Source organism: Pradoshia eiseniae (assembly GCF_002946355.1).
Taxonomy (GTDB): domain Bacteria; phylum Bacillota; class Bacilli; order Bacillales; family Pradoshiaceae; genus Pradoshia; species Pradoshia eiseniae.
On record NZ_PKOZ01000002.1, the window covers coordinates 245,048 to 268,150 of the forward strand.

General features: G+C 34.0%; 21 protein-coding genes. All 21 read left to right on the top strand.

Features of this window, described 5'->3' with window-relative positions:
- Positions 1–142 precede the first annotated feature (142 nt).
- The 21 genes from CYL18_RS06055 (at position 143) to murJ (ending at position 23,012) form a co-directional block, all read left to right on the top strand.
- On the top strand, positions 143–889 hold the full coding sequence (locus CYL18_RS06055; RefSeq protein WP_104848588.1) for a YveK family protein: 747 nt from the start codon (positions 143–145) through the stop codon (positions 887–889).
- Complete coding sequence (locus tag CYL18_RS06060) at positions 846–1,577, top strand: CpsD/CapB family tyrosine-protein kinase (protein WP_407984518.1); 732 nt, start codon at positions 846–848, stop codon at positions 1,575–1,577. Before CYL18_RS06055 ends, CYL18_RS06060 begins: the two co-directional genes overlap by 44 nt.
- Positions 1,578–1,660: 83 nt before the next feature.
- Positions 1,661–2,425 (top strand): tyrosine-protein phosphatase, encoded by a 765-nt coding sequence (locus CYL18_RS06065; protein ID WP_104848590.1) that lies wholly within the window; start codon positions 1,661–1,663, stop codon positions 2,423–2,425.
- Between the two features lie 349 nt (positions 2,426–2,774).
- The gene (galU, locus tag CYL18_RS06070; RefSeq protein WP_104848591.1) at positions 2,775–3,656 is read left to right on the top strand and encodes a UTP--glucose-1-phosphate uridylyltransferase GalU; all 882 of its coding nucleotides are present in this window, start codon (positions 2,775–2,777) and stop codon (positions 3,654–3,656) included.
- Between the two features lie 58 nt (positions 3,657–3,714).
- Positions 3,715–5,541 carry a polysaccharide biosynthesis protein gene (locus CYL18_RS06075; RefSeq protein ID WP_104848592.1) on the top strand — a complete coding sequence of 609 codons (1,827 nt, stop codon included), beginning with the start codon at positions 3,715–3,717 and terminating at the stop codon, positions 5,539–5,541.
- A 335-nt stretch (positions 5,542–5,876) separates the two neighbouring features.
- A complete protein-coding gene (locus CYL18_RS06080) occupies positions 5,877–7,007 on the top strand; it encodes a DegT/DnrJ/EryC1/StrS family aminotransferase (RefSeq protein WP_104848593.1) in 1,131 nt (376 codons plus the stop codon).
- A complete protein-coding gene (locus CYL18_RS06085) occupies positions 7,007–7,648 on the top strand; it encodes a sugar transferase (protein ID WP_104848594.1) in 642 nt (213 codons plus the stop codon). The genes CYL18_RS06080 and CYL18_RS06085 overlap by 1 nt, the downstream gene beginning before the upstream one ends.
- Positions 7,645–8,622, top strand: coding sequence for an ATP-grasp domain-containing protein (locus tag CYL18_RS06090; protein ID WP_104848595.1), 978 nt, complete (start codon positions 7,645–7,647; stop codon positions 8,620–8,622). The genes CYL18_RS06085 and CYL18_RS06090 overlap by 4 nt, the downstream gene beginning before the upstream one ends.
- The gene (locus CYL18_RS06095; RefSeq protein ID WP_104848596.1) at positions 8,619–9,293 is read left to right on the top strand and encodes an HAD family hydrolase; all 675 of its coding nucleotides are present in this window, start codon (positions 8,619–8,621) and stop codon (positions 9,291–9,293) included. Before CYL18_RS06090 ends, CYL18_RS06095 begins: the two co-directional genes overlap by 4 nt.
- An 85-nt stretch (positions 9,294–9,378) precedes the next feature.
- Positions 9,379–10,590, top strand: a complete 1,212-nt coding sequence (locus CYL18_RS06100) for a glycosyltransferase family 4 protein (protein ID WP_104848597.1) — start codon at positions 9,379–9,381, stop codon at positions 10,588–10,590.
- Positions 10,591–10,610: 20 nt separating this feature from the next.
- Positions 10,611–11,633 (top strand): polysaccharide biosynthesis protein, encoded by a 1,023-nt coding sequence (locus tag CYL18_RS06105; protein WP_104848598.1) that lies wholly within the window; start codon positions 10,611–10,613, stop codon positions 11,631–11,633.
- The gene (locus tag CYL18_RS06110; RefSeq protein ID WP_104848736.1) at positions 11,630–12,736 is read left to right on the top strand and encodes a capsular polysaccharide biosynthesis protein CapF; all 1,107 of its coding nucleotides are present in this window, start codon (positions 11,630–11,632) and stop codon (positions 12,734–12,736) included. Before CYL18_RS06105 ends, CYL18_RS06110 begins: the two co-directional genes overlap by 4 nt.
- A gap of 3 nt (positions 12,737–12,739) precedes the next feature.
- On the top strand, positions 12,740–13,864 hold the full coding sequence (gene wecB / locus CYL18_RS06115) for a non-hydrolyzing UDP-N-acetylglucosamine 2-epimerase (RefSeq protein WP_104848599.1): 1,125 nt from the start codon (positions 12,740–12,742) through the stop codon (positions 13,862–13,864).
- A complete protein-coding gene (locus CYL18_RS06120) occupies positions 13,864–15,057 on the top strand; it encodes a glycosyltransferase (protein ID WP_104848600.1) in 1,194 nt (397 codons plus the stop codon). Before wecB ends, CYL18_RS06120 begins: the two co-directional genes overlap by 1 nt.
- 24 nt (positions 15,058–15,081) lie before the next feature.
- On the top strand, positions 15,082–15,720 hold the full coding sequence (locus CYL18_RS06125; RefSeq protein ID WP_104848601.1) for a dTMP kinase: 639 nt from the start codon (positions 15,082–15,084) through the stop codon (positions 15,718–15,720).
- A complete protein-coding gene (locus tag CYL18_RS06130) occupies positions 15,717–16,874 on the top strand; it encodes a phosphotransferase (protein WP_104848602.1) in 1,158 nt (385 codons plus the stop codon). Before CYL18_RS06125 ends, CYL18_RS06130 begins: the two co-directional genes overlap by 4 nt.
- Positions 16,875–16,894: 20 nt before the next feature.
- A complete protein-coding gene (locus CYL18_RS06135; RefSeq protein WP_236636290.1) occupies positions 16,895–18,055 on the top strand; it encodes a nucleotidyltransferase domain-containing protein in 1,161 nt (386 codons plus the stop codon).
- A complete protein-coding gene (locus tag CYL18_RS06140; protein WP_104848604.1) occupies positions 18,052–19,338 on the top strand; it encodes a glycosyltransferase family 4 protein in 1,287 nt (428 codons plus the stop codon). Before CYL18_RS06135 ends, CYL18_RS06140 begins: the two co-directional genes overlap by 4 nt.
- 61 nt (positions 19,339–19,399) lie before the next feature.
- Entirely contained in the window at positions 19,400–20,599 is a 1,200-nt protein-coding gene (locus CYL18_RS06145) for a hypothetical protein (protein ID WP_104848605.1), read from the top strand.
- A gap of 19 nt (positions 20,600–20,618) precedes the next feature.
- Entirely contained in the window at positions 20,619–21,374 is a 756-nt protein-coding gene (locus tag CYL18_RS06150; protein WP_161497087.1) for an SGNH/GDSL hydrolase family protein, read from the top strand.
- Positions 21,375–21,488: 114 nt separating this feature from the next.
- On the top strand, positions 21,489–23,012 hold the full coding sequence (murJ, locus tag CYL18_RS06155) for a murein biosynthesis integral membrane protein MurJ (protein ID WP_104848607.1): 1,524 nt from the start codon (positions 21,489–21,491) through the stop codon (positions 23,010–23,012).
- Positions 23,013–23,103 lie beyond the last annotated feature (91 nt).

Genomic DNA, 23,103 nt, shown 5'->3' on the forward strand with positions numbered 1-23,103 from the left:
TATTACAAATATTTACAAATGAATACAAATATTAAAATTTTATGATATATTTTAATAGTAGCACAAAAAAATATCAGAAAACAGAGAAAATAAGAGTATGGTGTTGTATAATAGCATCATTATGAGTTTTTTGGAGGGGAATATGGAAGAAACAATCAGCTTAAAGGATCTGTTCACAACGTTAAAGAAGCGAGCGTTGCTCATCTTGACCATTACAATCCTCGCGGTGCTGGTAAGCGGAGTTACAAGCTTTTTTCTTTTAACACCAATCTATCAGTCATCCACGCAGTTACTCGTTAATCAGTCAAAGGATGAAGGAACTCCTTATAATGCCAATGAAATTCAAGCAAACCTACAGTTTATTGATACGTATAACGTCATCATGAAGAGCCCGGCGATTCTCGACAAAGTCATCGACGAGCTAGAATTAGATATGTCTCCTGCTGCTTTAGGAGAGAAGATAACGGTTGCCAGCGAGCAAAACTCACAGGTCGTGAAGGTGTCAGTCACAGATGAAAATCCGGAGATGGCAGCATTGATTGCGAACACGGTCGCTGACACATTCCAAAAGGATATCGCCAAGATCATGAATGTCGATAATGTCAGCATCCTGGCGAAAGCCGAAGTATCCGACCAGGCATCACCGATCAAACCGCAGCCGCTTATGAACATTGCTGCCGCTTTAGTTGTCGGACTATTCCTAGGAGTCGGAATAGCGTTTTTGCTAGAATATTTGGATAACACCATTAAGACAGAGCAAGATATCGAAAGAATATTAGAGATGCCAGTTATCGGCGTAATTGGACAGATTGAGTCAAGCAATGCCCATATGGAGGCAAAGGCACGTGCATCGAAATCAGGAAGAGGTGAACCAATTGGCGCGGAATAAATCTAAAAAGGCGATTGGGCAGGATAATAAGCGTAAGCTTGTCACGTACTACGATCCTAAATCACCAATCTCGGAGCAATTTCGTACATTACGGACAAATATCCAGTTCTCAGCAGTGGATGAGGAATTGCAGACCATCTTGATTACATCGTCTGGTCCAATCGAAGGAAAGTCAACGACGGCGGCTAATATCGCGGTTGTCTTCGCACAGCAAGGCAAACGGACCTTGTTTATCGATTCCGACCTTAGAAAGCCTTCATCCCACTATACGTTCTCGTTTATGAATACGGTTGGACTAACAAGTGTATTGACCAAGCAAACTAGCTTAGACAAGGCTGTTCAAGTGATGAACCCGCTTGGGCTTCATGTCTTGACGAGCGGTCCGCTTCCGCCGAATCCGGCAGAATTATTATCCTCAAGAACGATGAAGGAGCTCATTGATCACGCAAAACAGGAATATGATGTCATCATCATTGATAGTCCGCCAGTTACGGCTGTTACGGATGCCCAGGTTATCGCCAGACTCTCTGATGGAATCCTTCTTGTCGTAAGCAGCGGGCGTACACATATCGAAGATGCCGTGAAAACAAAGGAATTGCTAACAAATACAGGGACGAAAATCATCGGAACTGTTCTTAATAACAAAAAGATGAAGGATAATACCTATTACTATTACGGAAAAAAATAGGTATATTTCTAGACTTTGCCAAATAAAACCAGTATCATAGTTTCATATGTGCAAAAAAATACAAAATGTGAGGATGATTGCTAATGATTGACTTGCATAGTCATATATTGCCGGGTCTTGATGACGGGGCCAAAACAATCGAAGAATCTCTGCAAATGGCTAGACTTGCCGTTAGTGAAGGCATTGAGACAATCATAGCAACCCCTCATCATAAAAATGGCGCGTACGAGAATGAAAAGGCGCAAATTCAAGAATCGGTTCAAGCCTTCAGAAAACAGCTTGAAATTCACCAAATTCCGCTGACTGTCCTAGCAGGGCAGGAGGTGCGTCTCTATGGCGAATTAATAGAAGACTTGGAGACTGGTACGATTCAAACCATTCATGACACGAATTATGTATTAATCGAATTTCCATCGAATCATATACCGAGGTATGCAAACCGATTATTCTTTGAGCTGCTGCAAAGGGGGATTCATCCCATCTTGGTCCATCCGGAACGGAATATGGAGATTGTCGAGAATCCGAACCTCCTCTATGAATTCGTTCAAAATGGAATCAGTGCTCAGCTCACATGCGGCAGTATATCCGGGAAATTCGGTAAGAAAATCAAGAAAGTATCCGTCGATTTAATCGCGGCAAACCTTGTCCATTTTATCGCCTCGGATGCCCATAATGTAACCTCCAGGCAGTTTTGGATGAAGGAAGCCAGGAGTGAGATGGAGAAGCAATTTGGTTTGGACCAGCTTTATTATTTTGAAGAAAATGCACGGTTAGTTGTTGAAGGGCAATACATCATGAGAGAAATGCCGCAACAGGTCAAACAGCGCAAGTTCCTGGGACTATTTTAAAATGATGCAAGTACATAAGGTGATGCCGCCTTACCTTTATCAACGGTGGTACTCGGCCATGCTGTGGGAAGAAAGCTTTCTTCCTTAGATGCGTGTCGTCAATAGGATGGCGTGAGGGAGGGTTAGATGCCCTATGTTTTTTATTTATGAATATAGGATATATGGTTTACTCGTTACTAAGTGAATAACTGATTTACCCTTATACTCTGATTATGAAACACGCATCATCTAATTGTCTAATAAATTCGGTTATTAATGGAAATTTTGATTAAATATTCCTAAGTCATTCCCTTAATATGTAAATTAAAGTAGGAAGAAATAAACAGGCGCGATAGGACAGGAGGACGAGATGGAAAAGGTACGGAAAGCGATTATTCCTGCAGCCGGACTTGGAACCAGGTTTTTGCCGGCAACGAAGGCGATGCCGAAGGAAATGCTCCCAATTGTAGATAAACCAACCATCCAATATATCGTCGAAGAAGCCATTGAATCAGGAATTGAAGATATTATCATTGTCACTGGTAAAGGAAAGCGATCGATCGAGGACCATTTCGATCATGCGTATGAGCTGGAAAATAACTTGATGGAAAAGGGGAAGTTTGATCTCCTCGAGAAAGTACAAGCCCCATCAAAGGTTGATATCCATTATATCCGCCAAAAGGAACCGAAGGGTTTGGGCCATGCCATCTGGTGTGCACGGAACTTCATTGGGGATGAACCGTTCGCTGTCCTGCTAGGAGATGATATTGTTCAAGCAGAAACGCCTTGTCTGCGACAATTAATGAATCAATATGAAGAAACGCATTCCTCTGTCATTGGTGTACAGCATGTGCCAGAGGATGAAACAGATAGGTATGGCATCATCGCGCCGCTTGAGCAAAATGGACGCCGTTATCAGGTTGATAAATTCGTGGAGAAACCAGCCCTCGGAACAGCGCCTTCTAATTTGGCCATCATGGGCCGATATGTCCTGCGCCCGGAAATCTTCACCTTTTTAGAGGAGCAGCAAATTGGTGCAGGCGGTGAGATTCAATTAACCGATGCCATTCAAAAGTTGAATGAAATCCAGCGGGTATTTGCCTATGACTTCGAAGGCAAACGCTATGATGTAGGAGAAAAGCTAGGGTTCATTCAAACGACGATTGAATTTGCCTTGCAGGAACCAAGCTTGAGAGATGATCTCTATCGTTTTATGGAAGAAAAGTTACACATGCACGCCAAATATCAATAAGGAAAAATGAGACCGGGATTATTCCAGGTCTTTTCTATTTGTAGGAGGAGATAAATACGTGTCATACCGAAAGCGGCTAACAGCCTTGATACTGATTGATTCTGTAATCGTTATATCGGCTATTTACTTGAGTTATTTAATTCTCCACCCATATATGAGCATTTTCAAGATGGGGACCTTGCTTATTACATCCATTGCCCTCTTAGGCAGCTATCATATTTATGCGCTCATTTATAAGCTCTATCACAAGGTATGGGAATACGCGAGTGTCAGTGAATTAATCGCGATTGTCAAAGCTGTGCTATTAACCACTATAACGACTGCTATTATCCAATTAGTCTTTTTTCAGGACATTTATGTCAGAGCATTGGCAATTGCGGCGATGATTCTTGTGTTATTCATTGGCGGTTCCCGTTTCTCATGGAGAATGGTCAGAGACCGCGTGCTGAGACATCATCATGAAAATAATAAGAAAACCTTGATTATCGGAGCCGGAGCGGCTGGAACGATGCTTGCAAGGCATTTGCTTAATAAAGCGGATGGCGATTTATTGCCTGTTGCCTTCATAGATGATGATTGCAATAAACAGAAGCTGCAAATCCATGGCATTAATGTAGTGGGCGATACAACCTATATTCCTGCTGCTGTTGCATTATATGAAATTGAGACCATCATCATTGCGATTCCGTCCCTTAAGAAGGCAGAAGTAAAACGAATTTACGAGGAATGCTCAAAAACGGCAGCAAAGGTGCAAATCATGCCGCGCATCGATGAAATCATATCCGGCGATGTACCTGTCACTCAGTTTAGGGATGTAGAAGTAGAAGACTTACTCGGCCGTGAGCCGAATAGGCTCGACATTGACAGCATCTCAGAAGAAGTGGAAGGTAAGACCATTTTAGTCACAGGTGCGGGCGGATCAATCGGATCAGAAATTTGCCGACAGATTTGCCGTTTCAAACCAGGACGGTTGGTTCTTTTAGGTCATGGCGAGAACAGCATTTATTTAATTGATATGGAATTGCGTAAGAAATATGGAGAAAGCATTGAAATCATTCCGGTGATTGCTGATGTCCAGGATCGTGCAAGGATATTTAACGTGATGGAGCAATATCAGCCAGATGTGGTTTATCACGCGGCAGCCCATAAGCATGTTCCATTAATGGAATATAACCCGAGAGAAGCTGTGAAGAATAATATTTTCGGTACGCGTAATGTCGCAGAAGCAGCAGATACATTTGGTGTTGGTGCTTTTGTGTTGATTTCCACTGACAAGGCCGTGAATCCGCCTAATGTGATGGGGGCGACGAAGCGTTTTGCTGAGATGATTATTCAGAACTTGGCGAAGGAAAGCAACACAAGGTTTGTGGCCGTGCGATTCGGAAACGTACTAGGCAGTCGAGGCAGTGTTATTCCTTTGTTTAAGAAACAGATTCAGGCTGGCGGGCCGATTACGGTTACACATCCAGATATTACGAGATACTTCATGACGATTCCGGAAGCGTCACGATTGGTGATACAGGCCGGTGCTTTGGCGCGTGGCGGAGAAGTTTTTGTGCTAGATATGGGTGAACCGGTTAAGATTGTTGATTTGGCGAAGAATCTTATTACCCTTTCCGGTTATACGGTTGATGAGATTGGGATAGAGTATTCGGGCCTAAGACCTGGTGAGAAGATGTATGAGGAGCTTCTTAATGATAATGAGGTGCAGAAGGATCATGTGTTTCCGAAGATTTTTATTGGGAAGGCTGTGCCTATGGAGAAGCGTGAGCTTTATGCGGTGATTGAGACTCTACCTGATATGGAATATGTTCAATTGAAAGAGACGTTGGTTGGGGTTGCTAATATGAAGTTTGGTGAGAAGCAATCGATGGTGGTTAGTTAGGAGGGATATATATGTAGAGTCTGAATCCAATAATATAGCGGACTTACCCTTAAAACTAATACCTTAGACGTGAAAGCTTGGTGGTGATATTTAAAAAAATCACCACCAACTTTTACTGGTTTACCAGTCTTTTAATCACTAATTGAAAGAGCTGCAAACTCAACCCTTAAAATCCTGAGCCAATTCCTTTTTGAACTTAATAGGTTGGATAGAAGTTAAGATGTAAGGATTAGATATGTTGATTTAGTAGGTGAGCAGTTGATTGGAAATGTGAAAGAAAGGTATTCCAATTAAGTCCTAGTTTACTAAGTATAATAATGGAAGGAAGTCTTATAATGCAGTCGATTAAAGAGAAAGAGAGAATTTTCCTATCTTCACCTCATATGAGTGATGAAGGTTATGAAATGCAATATGTACAAGAAGCTTTTGATACTAATTGGATTGCTCCTCTTGGTGAGAACGTAAATGGATTTGAAAGAGAATTGGCCGAAAAGGTCGGTTCAAAGGCTGCAGCGGCGCTTTCTTCAGGTACAGCCGCCATTCATTTGGCCCTTAAAGCAGCGGGTGTAGGAGAAGGGGATATTGTTTTTTGTCCAACACTTACTTTCTCTGCAACTGCTAACCCAATTATCTATCAAAATGCGATTCCTGTTTTCATCGATAGTGATTATAAGACTTGGAATATGTGTCCTAAGGCATTAGAAGAGGCTTTTGAAAGGTACCCGGAGGTTAAGGCAGTAATCGTTGTTCATTTATATGGATTATCTGCAGATATGGATAAGATTATGGAAATCTGCAAGAAACATAATGTAGTAGTTATAGAAGATGCTGCTGAATCCTTAGGTACCTATTATAAAGGCAAGCAGACTGGAACATTTGGTGATTACGGCATCTTCTCTTTTAATGGGAATAAGATTATCACAACTTCTGGTGGCGGTATGCTTGTTTCCAATAATGAAGAACGAATTGCTAAAGCAAGATTCTGGTCTACTCAATCTAGAGATCAAGCAAGGCATTATCAGCATAGCGAATTAGGGTTTAATTATCGGATGAGTAATGTTGTTGCTGGAATTGGTAGAGGACAACTTAAGGTATTAGATCAAAGAGTTGAGAAGAAAAGGTATATTTATGAATTTTATAAAAGAGAACTTGGTGAACTTGAAGGTGTGCAGTTTATGCCAAGCAATGAATGGGACCACCCAAATTATTGGTTAAGTTCAATGACGTTGACTGGTAAGGTACGACCTATTGATATATTTGAAGTATTGGAAGCTGAGAATATCGAGTCAAGACCAGTTTGGAAGCCGATGCATATGCAACCGTTCTTTGAGAAGTATGATTTTGTAGGAACTGATGTATCAGAGAAACTATTTGAGAACGGTGTTTGTTTGCCTTCTGATACGAAGATGACGGATGAGGATTTAAATAGAGTTTGTACGATTATTAAGGGGTTGTGGGAAAGGTAATGAACGTTTCAAATGATGGAATTTATAGAAGGTATGTAAAGAGACCAATGGATTTCATTCTTTCTTTAATCGCTATTTTTGTTCTAAGTCCTGTGTTTATAATAGTAGCAATCCTTGTAAGAATGAAACTTGGCAGTCCAATACTTTTTAAACAAGAACGACCAGGACTTAATGAGAAGATTTTTAAGATGTATAAGTTTAGGACAATGACGGATGAGAAAGATGAGAGCGGCGCTTTGCTCCCTGATGATATTCGCCTAACTAAGTTTGGAAAGTTTCTGCGATCCACTTCGCTTGATGAGCTACCAGAACTTGTTAATATCCTAAAAGGTGATATGTCTATTATAGGTCCAAGACCATTATTAGTTCAGTATCTTCCTCTTTATAATGAACATCAAAAACGTCGTCATGAGGTAAGACCTGGGTTATCAGGTTTGGCACAGGCAAACGGCAGGAATGCGATTAGTTGGGAGGATAAGTTCAATCTCGATGTTGAATATGTGGAGAATGTTAGCTTCATTGGGGATTGGAAGATTATCTTTATGACTATAAAAAAGGTTTTTGTTAGAGAAGGTATTAATTCTGAGACCGCTGTAACAATGGAATATTTTGAGGGAAGTAAGGTGGAGAGCAAAAAATGAAAGAGATTAATATTCTAATTCTTAGTGTTGGCAGACGGGTAGAATTAGTGCAGTGCTTTCAACGTGCTGCAAAAAAATTAAATATAAGTAGTAAGATTGTGGCTGGTGACTGTTCCGACACAGCCCCAGCTTTATACTTTGCAGATAGAACTTATAAACTTCCAAGAATTGATGATTCAAATTACATTCAATCAATAATAGACGCATGTATACAAGAGAATATTTCATTGATAGTACCAACAATTGATACTGATTTATTATTGTTGGCAGAGAATAAAGCTTTGATTGAAGATAAGACGAGCGCAAAAGTATTAATATCTGATACTAATGTTATCAGTATTTGTAGAGATAAAATTAATACACAAAAATTCTTAGAAGAAAATGATTTTGGAATTCCAAAAATGTATAAAGATGAGGAACTTTTGAGCGAGATCCAGTTTCCTGTATTTATTAAGCCTAAATCTGGTAGCTCCAGTATTAACACATTCAAAGTCAATAATTTTAATGAGTTAAATATTTACAAGAGTATCGTAGAAGAGCCTATAGTACAGGATTTTATAGAAGGCGAAGAATTCACAGTTGATGTTTTCCTTGATTTTCAGAGTAATATTATCACAGTTGTTCCTAGGTTAAGGATGGCTACTAGGAGTGGTGAAATCTCTAAGGGCAAGATTACGAAGGACAGAGAAGTTATTGAGGATGTCATTAGATTAATGAAGGAACTAAAGCCAATCGGACATATAACTGTGCAACTTATGAAAACTAAAAAGGGTATAGAATATATAGAGGTTAATCCAAGATTTGGTGGAGGAGCACCAATGAGTATTCAAAGTGGTGCTGATTCTTGTGAAAGTTTGTATCGATTATTAATGGGACAATCCTTAGAATATAACGAGAATTATAAAGATAGCCTGATTTTTTTAAGATTTGATAGTAGTATCTGTTTAAATGAAGATATGGAGATAGTTAAATGATTAAAGCTGTTATCTTTGATTTAGATGATACGTTGATATCTGAAAGGAAGTACATTGAAAGTGGTTATCGACATATTTCTAAATTATTGAGTTCTAAACTTGAGAAAAACGAATTTGACCTTTATGAGCTATTAATAAAATTATTTAGCCAGAGTCCAAAGAACGTATTTAATAGGCTTTTTGATACTTTGAATAAACCCTATACTAAAAGTGATATATTGGAGCTAGTTGAGGAGTACCGTAATCATATTCCACTAATTGAGTTTTATATTGATGTATTGCCATGTTTAGAAATGCTTAAGGAAAAGGGACTGAAATTAGGGATTATTACAGATGGTTATGCTATCGCCCAACGTCAAAAGTTAGAAGCTGTACAAGCATTTGAATTATTTGATGAAATTATAGTGACAGATGAGTTGGGAAGAGAATATTGGAAACCACATGTTAAGGCATTTGAGTTGATGAAGGAACGACTGAATATCGAATTTAACGAGATGATATATGTTGGTGATAATCCAGAAAAGGATTTTCATATAGGAGCTCAATATCCTGTTCACACAATAAGGATTTATCGAGAAGGTGTATATAAGGATAGTTATTATCTAAATGATATCAGAGAAAATTTTTCTATTCATTCTTTAAATGAGTTGGATCTGATAATTGGGCGATAAATATAGATAATAAGAGCCACTGTTAATAAAGAGCTTGAAAATAAACGAGTTCAAAATGTAACAACCAAATAGGAGAGTAGTAGCTATGAACGTCTTATTTTTAACATTATTAGATTTTTCGACAGTGGATGAAAAAGGTATATATACTGACTTGATGAGAGAGTTTATTAGGGGCAATCATAAGGTGCATATTATTTCACCTACTGAAAAGAGAAAACAACAACCAACCAAATTAATTGAAAATGAAAAATATAAAATTCTTAAATTACAGATAGGTAATATTCAAAAAACTAACCTAATAGAAAAAGGTATCTCAACGCTAACGCTAGAGTCAAAGTTTAAACAAGGGATTAAGGAATATTTTTCTGATGTTAAGTTTGACTTAGTTATTTATTCTACACCGCCTATAACATTGCAAAAGGCGGTAGAATATGTGAAAAAAAGAGATAATGCAAAGACTTATTTATTGTTAAAAGATATATTTCCACAAAATGCAATAGACTTGGGTGTGATTTCTAACAAAGGGGTTAAAGGTGTTTTGTATAAGCACTTTAAATCCAAAGAAAAAAGGTTGTATAAAATATCAGACTATATCGGTTGTATGTCACAGGCAAATGTTGATTTTTTACTAAAACATAATACTGAAATTTCCCCGGACAGTGTAGAAATTTGCCCTAATAGTATCGAACCTTTAAACGTTAATAAGGACGTAAAAAAAATTCGAAGGATAAAGGATAAATACAATATACCACTTGACCGTACAGTTCTGATTTACGGCGGAAACCTTGGAAAGCCACAAGGTATTGATTTCTTAATTGAATGTTTAAGAACTAATAAGCTTAATGATAAGGTTTATTTTGTTATAGCAGGATCAGGAACAGAGTTTAATAAACTTAAAGTCTTTTTTGAAAGTGAAAATCTAAACAATGCACAGCTGTTTTCTCAATTACCAAAACAGGATTATGAAATTTTAGCTAATTCTTGTGATGTCGGTTTGATTTTTTTAGATAAACGATTCACTATACCAAATTTCCCTTCCAGACTTCTGTCATATATGCAAGCATCAATGCCTGTATTAGCTGCAACAGATAAAAATACTGATATCGGCCAGGTTATTGAAGAAGGTGGATTTGGATTTTGGTGTGAGAGTGATACTGTTGATGAATTTAATAAAAGGTTACAGCAGCTTTGTGATGAATGCTTGAGAAAACAAATGGGCGTTAACGCAAGATTATACCTAGAAAATAATTATACAAGTAAACATTCATATGAAATTATAATGAATCATTTTAATTAGATTTGAAAAGAGGTAAGTGTATGTTTAAGAATAAAACCTTGTTAATAACAGGTGGTACAGGTTCATTTGGAAACGCAGTTATGAAAAGATTTTTAGATACTGATATAAAGGAAATTCGTATTTTTTCTCGAGATGAGAAAAAACAAGATGATATGCGGAAACTTTATAAAAATGACAAACTTAAATTCTATATAGGGGATGTAAGAGATTTAGCAAGTGTCAAAAATGCTATGTATGGGGTAGACTACATCTTTCATGCAGCAGCACTTAAGCAGGTACCATCTTGCGAATTCTTTCCTATGGAAGCAGTAAAAACGAATATTATCGGTACTGATAATGTGGTTACAGCAGCTATTGAATGTGGAGTAAAGAAGGTTATTTGTCTATCAACTGATAAAGCTGCCTATCCAATTAATGCAATGGGTATTTCGAAAGCCATGATGGAAAAGGTGTTTGTAGCAAAAGCTAAAACGGTAAATCCTGATCAAACATTAATTTGTGGAACACGCTATGGCAATGTAATGGCTTCGCGCGGTTCAGTTATCCCTTTATTTATAGAACAAATTAAAAATGGACAACCTTTAACAGTAACTGATCCGACTATGACTCGTTTCTTAATGAGTTTAGAAGAAGCGGTTGAACTAGTTATCTTTGCATTTCAAAATGCTCAGGCAGGAGATATCATGGTTCAAAAGTCTCCAGCTTCAACTGTTGGCGACTTAGCACAGGCATTAAAAGAATTATTCGAAGTAGATAATGAGATAAAAGTAATTGGCACTAGACACGGTGAGAAATCATTCGAGACATTACTTACTCGTGAAGAAAAAATTGTTTCTACTGATATGGGGGGATTTTACCGAGTTCCTTCTGATAACCGTGATTTGAACTATGATAAGTACTTTGTTGAAGGAGATCATCAGCTTTCAATTCAGGATGAATATAACTCAAATAATACTGAACGTCTATCAATAGAACAGATTAAGGTGAAATTAATGCAATTAGAGTATGTTCGTAAGGAGCTAGAGGAATGGCAAGCACGATGAATATACTAGTAACTGGTGCTAGAGGTTTTATAGGGAAAAACCTAGTCGCCGAATTAAAAAATTGTGGATACCATAATATATTTGAAGTGGATCGTCATACTGAGTCACATATATTTGAAGAATACTGCAAAAAGGCTGATTTTATCTTCCACTTAGCTGGAGTAAATCGACCAATGGATATTGCAGAATTCAGAGAAGGTAATTATGGTTTTACATCTACATTGTTAGATACTTTAAAAAAGTATCAAAATACATGTCCAGTTATGATGTCATCTTCTATTCAGGCCTCTCTCTCTAACCCATATGGCGAGAGTAAGAAAGCAGGAGAGGATTTATTATTTGATTATGCCAAAGAAACAGGGACGGAAGTGAAAATATACCGATTCCCAAATGTTTTTGGGAAATGGTGTCGTCCAAATTATAATAGTGCAATAGCAACGTTTTGTTATAATATTTCACGCGATTTACCTATTACGGTTAATAACCCAAAGGTAGAGTTAGAATTAGTTTATATTGATGATGTAGTAGATGAGTTGATTTATGCATTAACAGGAGGAACAAAGAGAGGGCATTTTTATGAAGTACCAGTGAAACATAAAGAAATACTTGGCACTATAGTTGATCTGATTCAGTCATTTAAAAGAAGTAGGGATGAACGTCTAGTACCGAATTTAGGGAATTCATTTGTAAAAAAATTATATAGTACGTATCTAAGCTATTTGCCAGAAGATCAGTTTGCCTATCCTTTAAAGATGAATATCGATAATCGAGGTTCTTTTACAGAATTCATTAAAACTCCTGATCGAGGGCAAGTTTCTATTAATATATCTAAACCTGGTATAACAAAAGGTAACCACTGGCATCATACTAAAAATGAAAAATTTCTAGTTGTAAGTGGAGAAGGTGTTATTCGTTTTAGAAAAATTGATACTGATGAGGTAATAGAGTATTTTGTTTCTGGAAACAAGTTAGAAGTGGTTGATATTCCAGTTGGATACACACATAATATTGAGAATCTAGGAACAACTGATATGGTAACCGTAATGTGGGCTAATGAATGGTTTGATCCTGAAAATCCGGATACATTTTTTGTGGAGGTTTAAAAGATGAAAAAATTAAAGGTTATGACAGTAGTAGGAACACGTCCGGAGATTATTAGATTGTCAGCTGTTATAAATAAATTAGAACAGTCAGAAGCTATAGATCATGTATTAGTTCATACAGGTCAAAATTATGATTATGAGCTAAATGAAGTGTTTTTTAATGACTTTAAATTGAGAAAACCGGATTATTTTTTAAATGCAGCAACGGGAACGGCAGTAGAGACAATTGGAAATATCCTTATAAAGATAGACTCTATTTTAGAAGAAGTTAAACCCGAAGCATTATTAGTATTAGGTGATACTAATAGCTGCTTGACCGCAATTGCGGCAAAAAGAAGGCATATTCCAATTTTTCATATGGAAGCAGGAAATAGATGTTTCGATCAAAGGGTACCAGAAGAGACAAATCGTAAAATCGTTGATCATACAGCAGATATTAATTTGACTTATAGTGATATAGCTAGAGAATATCTTCTTAGAGAAGGTTTTCCTTCGGACCGAATTATAAAAACCGGTAGCCCGATGTTTGAGGTGTTAAATTCAAGAAAAGAAGATATTGATAATTCAGATGCGTTAGAAAGATTGGGTTTAAAAGAAGGAAACTACTTTTTAGTATCAGCTCATAGAGAAGAGAATATAAACTCGGAAATCAACTTCTTAGACTTAGTTGATAGTTTAAATGAAATTGCTGAAAAATATAATATGCCAGTGATTGTAAGTACACATCCTAGGACTGCAAAAATGATTGCGGCTAGAGGAATAGAGTTTAATCCATTAGTGAAAACAATGAAGCCTTTGGGGTTTAATGATTATGTAAAATTACAAACAAAAGCAAAAGCTGTACTTAGTGATAGTGGGACTATTAGTGAAGAATCATCTATTCTTGGATTTAGAGCATTAAATATTAGGCAAGCTCATGAAAGACCAGAAGCGATGGAAGAAGCATCTGTTATGATGGTTGGTTTAACAAAAGAAAGAATTTTACAAGGCTTAGAGATATTAGAGGAGCAAGGAAAAAATACTTTGAGACTTGTAGGTGATTATAGTATGCCTAATGTATCAGATAAGATACTACGTATTATCTTATCTTATACTGATTATGTAAACAGAGTTGTGTGGTCTAAATAATGAAAGTTTTACAAATAAATTCGGTTTGTGGTGTAGGAAGTACAGGTAGAATTGCTGTCGATTTATATAAAACATTAGAACACAGAGGGTATGAAGGTTGTATTGCCTATGGAAGAGGTATAGCTCCAAAGGGAGTCAATACAATTAAAATAGGCAATAAGGTTGATTTATATCATCACGTTTTAAAAACTAGGATATTAGATAGGCATGGATTTGCATCTACTAAAGCAACCCAAGAATTTGTCACTAAGGTGAAAGAATATGATCCAGATATAATTCATTTGCACAATATCCATGGCTATTATTTGAACATTGAAGTTTTATTTAAATATATAGAGGAGGCAAGAAAGCCAGTAATTTGGACTCTTCATGATTGCTGGCCTTTTACAGGTCATTGTGGCTACTTTGATTTTGTTGGTTGTGAAAGGTGGAAATCGGAGTGTCACCACTGTCCAAATAAAAGGGTATACCCAGAAAGTTTAATACTTGATAATTCTATAGAAAACTATAGAAAAAAAAAGGATTTATTCACGTCATATAAGAATATAACATTTGTCACACCTTCAAAATGGCTTGCAGGTTTAGTTAAAGACTCATATTTTGGGTCATATGATGTCAAGGTAATACCAAATGGTATTAATTTAGATGTTTTTAAACCTAAAAAAAATGATTTTAAAATGAGATACCAAATAGAGAATAAGTTTTTAATCTTAGGGGTAGCAAGTGTATGGGATAGAAGAAAAGGTTTGGATACATTTATACAATTATCAAAAGAATTGGATAGTAAATACCAAGTTGTTATTATCGGTGTCACCACTAAACAGAAAGAATTACTACCAGATAACATCATTGGAATTACTAGAACTGATAATGTTGAAGAATTAGTTAGTATATATTCGGCTGCCGATGTATTTGTAAACCCAACTCTTGAAGATAATTTTCCTACAACTAATATTGAAGCACTTGCGTGTGGTACCCCTGTAATTACTTATGATACTGGTGGAAGCCCTGAAAGTATTGACTCAAGTTGTGGAATGGTAGTTCAAAAAAATAGTATTGAAAGACTTATTGATAGTATAAAAAAGATACCAGAAAAGCAAGTTATTCAGGATTCTTGTAGAAAAAAAGCTGCTGAATTTGATATGTGGGAAAGATTTTATGATTATATTAAGCTATATGAAAAATTTAAATGAAGTTAGTTATATTGAGGTGAGGTAATGTTAGCTTTTAGTGGAATAGACTGTAGCGGCAAAAGCACGCAGATTGAAAAGGTGAATAAGGAATTAGCAAATGAGGGACATAAAACGATAATAATTTGGAGTAGGGGTGGATATACCCCATTACTTGAAAAGATTAAAACTTTGATTAGGAGTGATAAAGGGGCTACCGAAGAAGAAAAGGAATTATATAGGGAGAATATTAATAGAAGTAATAAAAAAAGAAAATTACTTTTATTTCTATCTATAATTGATCTTATCTTATACTATGGGATTTATTTTAGATTTATTGAAAAGTACGAAAAAAAGATAATTATTGCTGATAGATATATCTGGGATAGTTATATTGATTTTAAGATGAAATATAAAGAATTTAATTTTGAAAAGTGGATTGTTTGGAGGATTCTCACAAAGGTATACTACCGCCCAACGTGTTCTATTGTTTATGTAATTCCTGTAGATGAATCAATGAGGAGATCTGAATTGAAGAATGAGCCTTGGCCAGAAACCAAAGAACAAAGAGTTGAGAGAATTAGATATTATAAACATTTAATTAGTAAAAATAAATGGCAATATGAAATCAATGCATTAAAGTCGATCGACGAAGTATTCACAGAGACTATGAGGGCTATAAAATGAAAATAAGTCAAATGGTAAAAAGGGAGAATTTTTACCTAATAAATGAACGAACGTTAGAAAAGTATTTTTTACAATATATAAATAGGAATTTCACGATATCTACTAAGAAGGCGACTAAGCATTCTGATTTATATGTCTTCCCTAATTTAAATGCGATTATATCAAAGAGAACATCTCCGGAAATTAAGAATTACCTTTTTACTGAGTATAGTGTAAAAGGAAGTATTATTAGGAGGATGATGGTTAAATTATATTTGATACTGTGTTTTAAATTTCCGGTTTTATTTTCTCAATTCGGAATAAATATTGATGGTAGTGTGGACAGTTTAAATTTTAATGATATTTTAGTCTACCCTTGTAATAGAAAAATAAGAATATTTAATTTTAAAACAAATACTGTTGATGTTATTGTAAAAGATGGGTTTTCTAATGAGTCAATTTTAAACGAGATTAAGGTAAGAAGTACTGTTAACGAAGATTTTATTCTACCTATAATAAACAGTACCGATAATTTGTATAGAGAAAAAATTATTGATGGGACACCTTTAGCACGAATCACAAGTGAGAAAGATTATAAAAGATATTTAGAAAATACTTTAGAATGCATGCGAATGCTTGAAAGTAGTACGAGACAAGATGTTCATATCGTTTTATATGTAAATAGATTACAAAAGGAAATTAAAAGTAAGTTGGAGAATAATAAACTGAAAAGTAAGATACCAACAGATGTTGTAGATAATGTACTAAAAAAGCTTCTAGAAAATTGCCTAGAATATGATGGTGTTATTTCGATTAGTCTTAGTCATGGAGATTTACAACACGGTAATGTGTGGATTGAAAATAATACGGAAAAAATTTATATTATTGATTGGGAATCTGCGAAGTATAGATCTGTTTGGTACGATAGATTTCTTTTGATGAATGGAGCAAGAATGGACGACAATATCTTCCATTTGATGCAAGAATCTAATATTAATGATTTTTATAAATTTGATGACATTCATCAAATAAGCAGCCGGAAATCCTTGGCGAGTTTAATAGCATTAGAAGATATCGATTATAGAATAAATGAAACAATAGATTTGCCAAAGGATTATGGAATTAGTGAGTTGAAAACTTATTTTAATTCATTACTTATGTTTATTGGTAAATAGGAAAGGGTTTGTTGGATATCATGTTTGAAAAGTTTTTGAGTAATCCATATCATCGTGTGATTACATTATTAATTCGTAGAAATATTACTGATAATGACAGAAAAGAAGCATCGCAAATTTTAAAATCTATTGATATAGATGAACTATATAGAGTTTCCTATAATAATGAAGTAGCATCCATTATGTACCCAGAACTTGTTCAAATTCTTGGTCATAAATTAGATAAAAAATGGGAAAGTGAGTATTTAACTATAAAGAATAGAATAAGTTGGATGATGGGTGTGTTTAAGCAATTGTCTGACGAGTTAAACAAAGCGAATATACCTATTGTTGCCTTGAAGAACTCTGGTATCGCATTAGGTTTATTGGATGATTTTGGACTTAGCCCAATGGGTGATATAGATACGCTTATTAAAAAAGAAGATATGAAACAAGCTCATGAGATTGCACAAAAAATGGGTTTTGCTTTTAAATTTAGAAGTGTATACGAAAAGGAAGATTTCGACAACGCACTTGCGCATGGTAGTACAGAATACTCTTATAATGATAATACTGGGCAAAATATGTGGTTTGAAATGTCATGGAGGCCTATAGATGGTAGATGGATAAATCAAGCTGTAGAGCCTAAAGCGGAAACGCTGATTAAAAGCTCTGTCTTAATTCCAAATACTAATGTAAGAATATTATCACCAGAAGACAACCTACTACAAGTTTCAATTCATACTGCAAAGCATTCATATATAAGAAAGCCGGGATTTAGATTACATCTTGATGTTGATAGGGTTGTAAGTGAAAACGATATTAACTGGGATGATTTCTTAAAGAAAGTATATTCAGTTAATACAAAAACTGCCGTGTATTTCTCTTTAAAGTCTGCAAAGTCTTTATTTAATACTAATATCCCAGAAAGTGTTTTAAATGAATTAAAACCCAATAAACTAAAAGGTGATTATATTAGAAGAAAGATAGAAAAAATGGATCTCTTTAAAGAAGACTCATCGGCATTTACAAGGATGGAATTTTTACTTTTTCAATCAGCATTATATGACAATATAATGGATATAGTAGCAGTGGCATTTCCTGGCATAAAGTTTTTAAAGAGAAAATATAGTGATACGAGTATATTTTATGCACAGGTATTACATTTATTCGATTTAGTGGGGGTTAGGAAGAAAAAGTGAATAACATAAACAATTCCCGAACTAACAAAAACTACAAAGTAATTGTTGCACACCCAGCAATGCAACATTCCTTTCATACTGCTATTGCTTTAAAAAAAAATAATAATTTGTTTAAATATATCACAACAGTTTATGATAAAGAATTTTCCTTAACCCGTTTGTTTTTGAAGTTTTTAAAAGGGAATTTTTATAAAAAACTTGCTGCTCATAAAACTGATGGATTAGATGATAATGATGTATTGCAAATCTCAGAATTTGAAAGTTTATTGTTGTTAGCTTTAAGAAGAATAGATAAAAAGAGGAGATTTGTTGATAAATTCAATAATTTTATTATAAAAAGATTTAATATAAAAGTTGCAAAGTATGCAATAAAAAATCATATTGATGCAATAATATTATATGATACATTGGCACTTACTGCTCTAGAGTATATAAAGAGCAAAAAGGCTAATATTAAACTAATACTAGATATGTCAGCACCAAATGCACATTACATGGATATAATCTATAAAAATGATATTAAACTAAACCCCGAAATATCAATAAAATTAATTGAAGAAACACAGACAAGTATTTATAAACAAAGAATAAAAACAGCATTAGATGAAATGAAATTAGCTGATTATTTTTTAGTCGCATCAACTTTTACGAAAAAATCCCTTGTGTTCGATAGGGTATCTGAATCGAAAATTATTAACTGTCAATATGGTATTGACTACAGTAGGATTGTTAAAAGAGAAAATAAAAGTTCAATAGATAAAAGGTTAAATTGTATATTTGTTGGTAATGTAACTCAAAAGAAAGGAATATTTTATTTATTTCAGGCGATTGATGTTTTGGGCACAGACAATTATCAATTTAATATTATTGGGGATTATGATAGATCAGATGTAAATATCACTAAATACAAAGAAAAGTGTAATTTTACCGGTCACATTACAAAAGATAAGTTGAAAGTATATCTATCAAATGCAGATGTAATGGTTTTTCCTTCTCTATGTGATGGATTCGGCTTTGCTGCACTTGAAGCTTTAGCTAGTGGTATACCTGTAATTAGTACAAAAAATGCAGGTGTAAGTGATTTAATAGTAAATGGCCATAATGGATATATAGTAGAAGCTGGTAATTCAAAACAGATTATTGAGAAATTAAGTCAACTAGAAGTAAATAGAGATTTATTATCCATAATGAGTGAAAATGCCTCAAAGACACCGTTAGATTACCAATGGGAAGATTACTATAGCCTATTGAACAGCGCCATTAATAAGGTATTAACTAGTTAGTTTACTTTATTTTATACCCTCATAACCTCTCTATAAATTTAAAAAATATGGGGGAATGATAATGACTCTCAGAAAAAGTTTTAATAGTATATTTACAGTATTATTATTAATGTTTCCTATAATAAGAATCTATGCTAGTGGTATTCCGAGCCTGAATTTAGCTGAGTTATTAATGTTAATTCTTTTGTCTTTTTCATTAGTCTTTCTTATTAACCAAAGATTAGATTTTAACCAAAAAGAATATTATTTGCTAATAATCATTTTTACTTTCATTTTCTTATCGGCAATTTCAGCGTTATGTATAATAAATTTTGCTATCGGTGACTCATTGCTAAGAATAGTAAAATGGCTTTTTTACTTTTTAATTTTATTATCAGCTAAATACTTTTTAAATAAAGATCTAGCCGTGAGATTGGTTAAAGCAATTACAATAATCATCTGTACTTTTTTGTGGATACAACTAATTGCTTATTATGGTTTTGGGATAAATTTGACATTTAGAATCCCGGGCTTAGAGTTAAATACGACACAAGTGGATTTAATAGTTACATCATTTGGAAACAGTAATATCTATCGACCTTATTCACTCTTTCTAGAACCTTCTCATTTTGCATATTATGCAAGTATCGGGCTATGTGTTTTCTTATTTCTTAATAAACATAAGAATTATAGTATGCCTCTGTTTATTTCTATCTCTTTAGTGGCTTCAACATCTACAGCTGCCCTTGTGTTTTTAGTCGTTATTTGGTTGTACTATTCATACTATAAATTATCTAGACCGAGTGAAAACGGTAAAATTAAATACTTAACGTTTATTTTACTATTTGGGTTGATCTTTTTATATTTTTTGAAGGATAGTGTAGTTGTAGAATATGGACTAAGTAAGTTATCAGAAGGTACAGCAAGGACAGATTCTGCATCCACTTATTTATCATATTTAAACGGTTTTACTCAAATTTTTGGTGTGGGTATAGGTAATGAAATAAATTATTTTTTTGATAATTTTGGTATTGAGTTTAAATTTATTCACGGTTTTGGATATGTATTGGTGCAATCTGGATATGTAGGTTTCTTTGTATATGTATTAATGTTATTTTTGATTTATTTCAAAACAACAAAACAACTACGAATCTTTGTGTTTTTATTCTTTTTGACTAATACGTTTGAATTATGCTTAAGAGATATATATCTAGTTGTTTTTCTAATTTGGCCGTTTTATTTTGTAAGTTATATCAATGAGGAAAATTATTCGAAGGTATAGTTGTAAACAGGGGGATTATATGAAAATTGTTATTTTAGGCGATAGTATAAGTGAGGGTATAGGAAAGAAAAAACATAATTATGCAGAAATATTACAACAAGACTATAAAGATATAGAGATAGTAAATTTAGCACTAACCGGAACAACTATTAAATATGCATTAGGCTTAGTTGATGAAATAAATAAAATTAATCCTGACATTATCTTTGTATGTTATGGAAATGTTGATGCTATTCTTAGACCAATAACAAATAAAAAGTTTGGCCTATATAATCTTGTTCCGCGTCGATATAGAAACAATGGAATGCTAGATCCAAGAGCATTTATCTCTAGAAAAAAGTTAAAAGGAACATTTCAATTATTAGAGTCGCATATCAGATATAATATAAAAAAAATCCTATTAAAGACAGAAGGAACATATTGTTGGACAGAGTTAGAATTATTTAGGGAAATATATAATCAGTTTTTAGAAAGAGTATCTGAAGGAAAACGACGAGAAATACTATTAATATCAACTGTTACTATTAATGACAAATATTTTCCTGGTTCCACCAAGCAATTTGAGTTATACAATTCAACTATTAAGCAAATAGCATTAGAACATGGATATAAATTTATTGATATTTATAATATATTAAAAAAATATCCTAGAAGCTTAGTATATGGTAACGATCATTTTCATCCAGTTGAAGAAGGGTATAGAAAAATTGCAGAAGTTTTGAGTGAGGAAATTGATTCTATTATTAAGTCTCATCAATTATCTAAAAAAATTTAAACTAGCTTACGAAGAAAGTTGAATGAATTAGTTATTCAGCTATGTAAACTCTCCAAAACTCATTTAAATAAAAATGATGTCATTTGAGGGGAATTCTCAAATTGGGTGATATATATGAAAAAAACCACTATATTATTAATGCTGATTACTTTACTATCAGGATTAATTGGTTTCGGTAGGGAGATAGCTTTATCTTATTTTTATGGAGCCTCTAATATCAGTGATGCTTATATAATATCAACAACTATACCGATGGTAATATTCGGGTTTGTTGGTGCAGGAATAACAGTAGGTTATATACCAATGTACAGTAAGATTGAAAATAGAAGTGGTGAATTAGCTGCAAATAATTTTACAAGTAACCTTATAACTGTAATTTGTATTTTGTTTACCATAGTAGTTTTAGGGACATTAATCTTCACTGAACCAGTTGTAACAATGTTTGCATCTGGATTTCAGGGAGAAACTCTAAACATCGCCACCAATCTAACAAGAATTAGTATTTTTACCATTTACTTCACGGGGATGGTTTCAATTTTCAGTGGTTATCTTCAAATTAAGCGAAATTATATAATACCTGCACTAGTTGGATTTCCTTTAAATATAATTACTATAATTTTTATGTTTATTAGTACAAAAACTGATATTACTATATTGGCTGTTGGTAGTGTTATTGCTGGTCTTTTTCAATTGATATTTATACTTCCTTTTATAATTAAAAAGAAGTATAAATATAGAGTATTGCCTAGCATTAATAATGCTAATATAAAAAGTATGGCAGCAATTGCACTTCCAGCTATAATTGGAATCTCTGCTTATCAAATAAATTATTTAGTTGATCGGACTTTAGCTTCCAATATTATTAGTGGTGGAATATCAGCAATAAATTATTCATCTAGAATAATTGGTTTTATACAAGGTATACTAGCATCTTCAATTATTGCAGTTGTATATCCTATTATAGCTAGTTTTACTGCAAAAAATGAAATTGGGAACTTAAAGAACTCAATTTCCAGCGCTGTTAAGGGAATCAATGTATTTATTATACCAGCAACATTTGGTTTGATGGTATATGCTCAACCGATAGTAGAATTATTATACGGAAGGGGAGCGTTTGATAAAGCTGCGATTGATTTAACTACTTCTGCATTGTTTTTTTACTCATTGGGACTTATAGGTTTAAGTCTTAGAGAAATATTATCTAGAACGTTTTATGCATTACAAGATAGTAAAACACCCACTATAAATGCAATTATTGCAGTAATATTAAATATAATATTGAATATTATCTTATCAAAATTCATGGGAATCTCTGGACTTGCTCTTGCATCAAGTATATCGGCGATTTTAGGTACGCTTTTATTATTTTATAGCCTAAGAAAAAAAATTGGTCCTTTTGGAATGAGGGATATAATAAAATCATTTATAAAAGTTGTTGTTGCGTCATTTTTAATGGCTACTATATCTAATTATATTTATAAATATCTTTCAATACTTACCTCAAGCACACTTGCGCTAATAGTAAGTGTTACTATTGGTATAATATCTTACTTATTAATTGCGGTATTCTTCAAAATAGAAGATGTTAATATTATTTTAAATAATATAAGGGTAAAGTTCTTTAAAAAGAAAAACTAGTTCGGAATCAGTGGCTGTTGCGGTTCGATTTTTCTTGTGTTACAAGAATATTTCATAATGTTATTACAATAAATATTAGAAAGAGTACCTG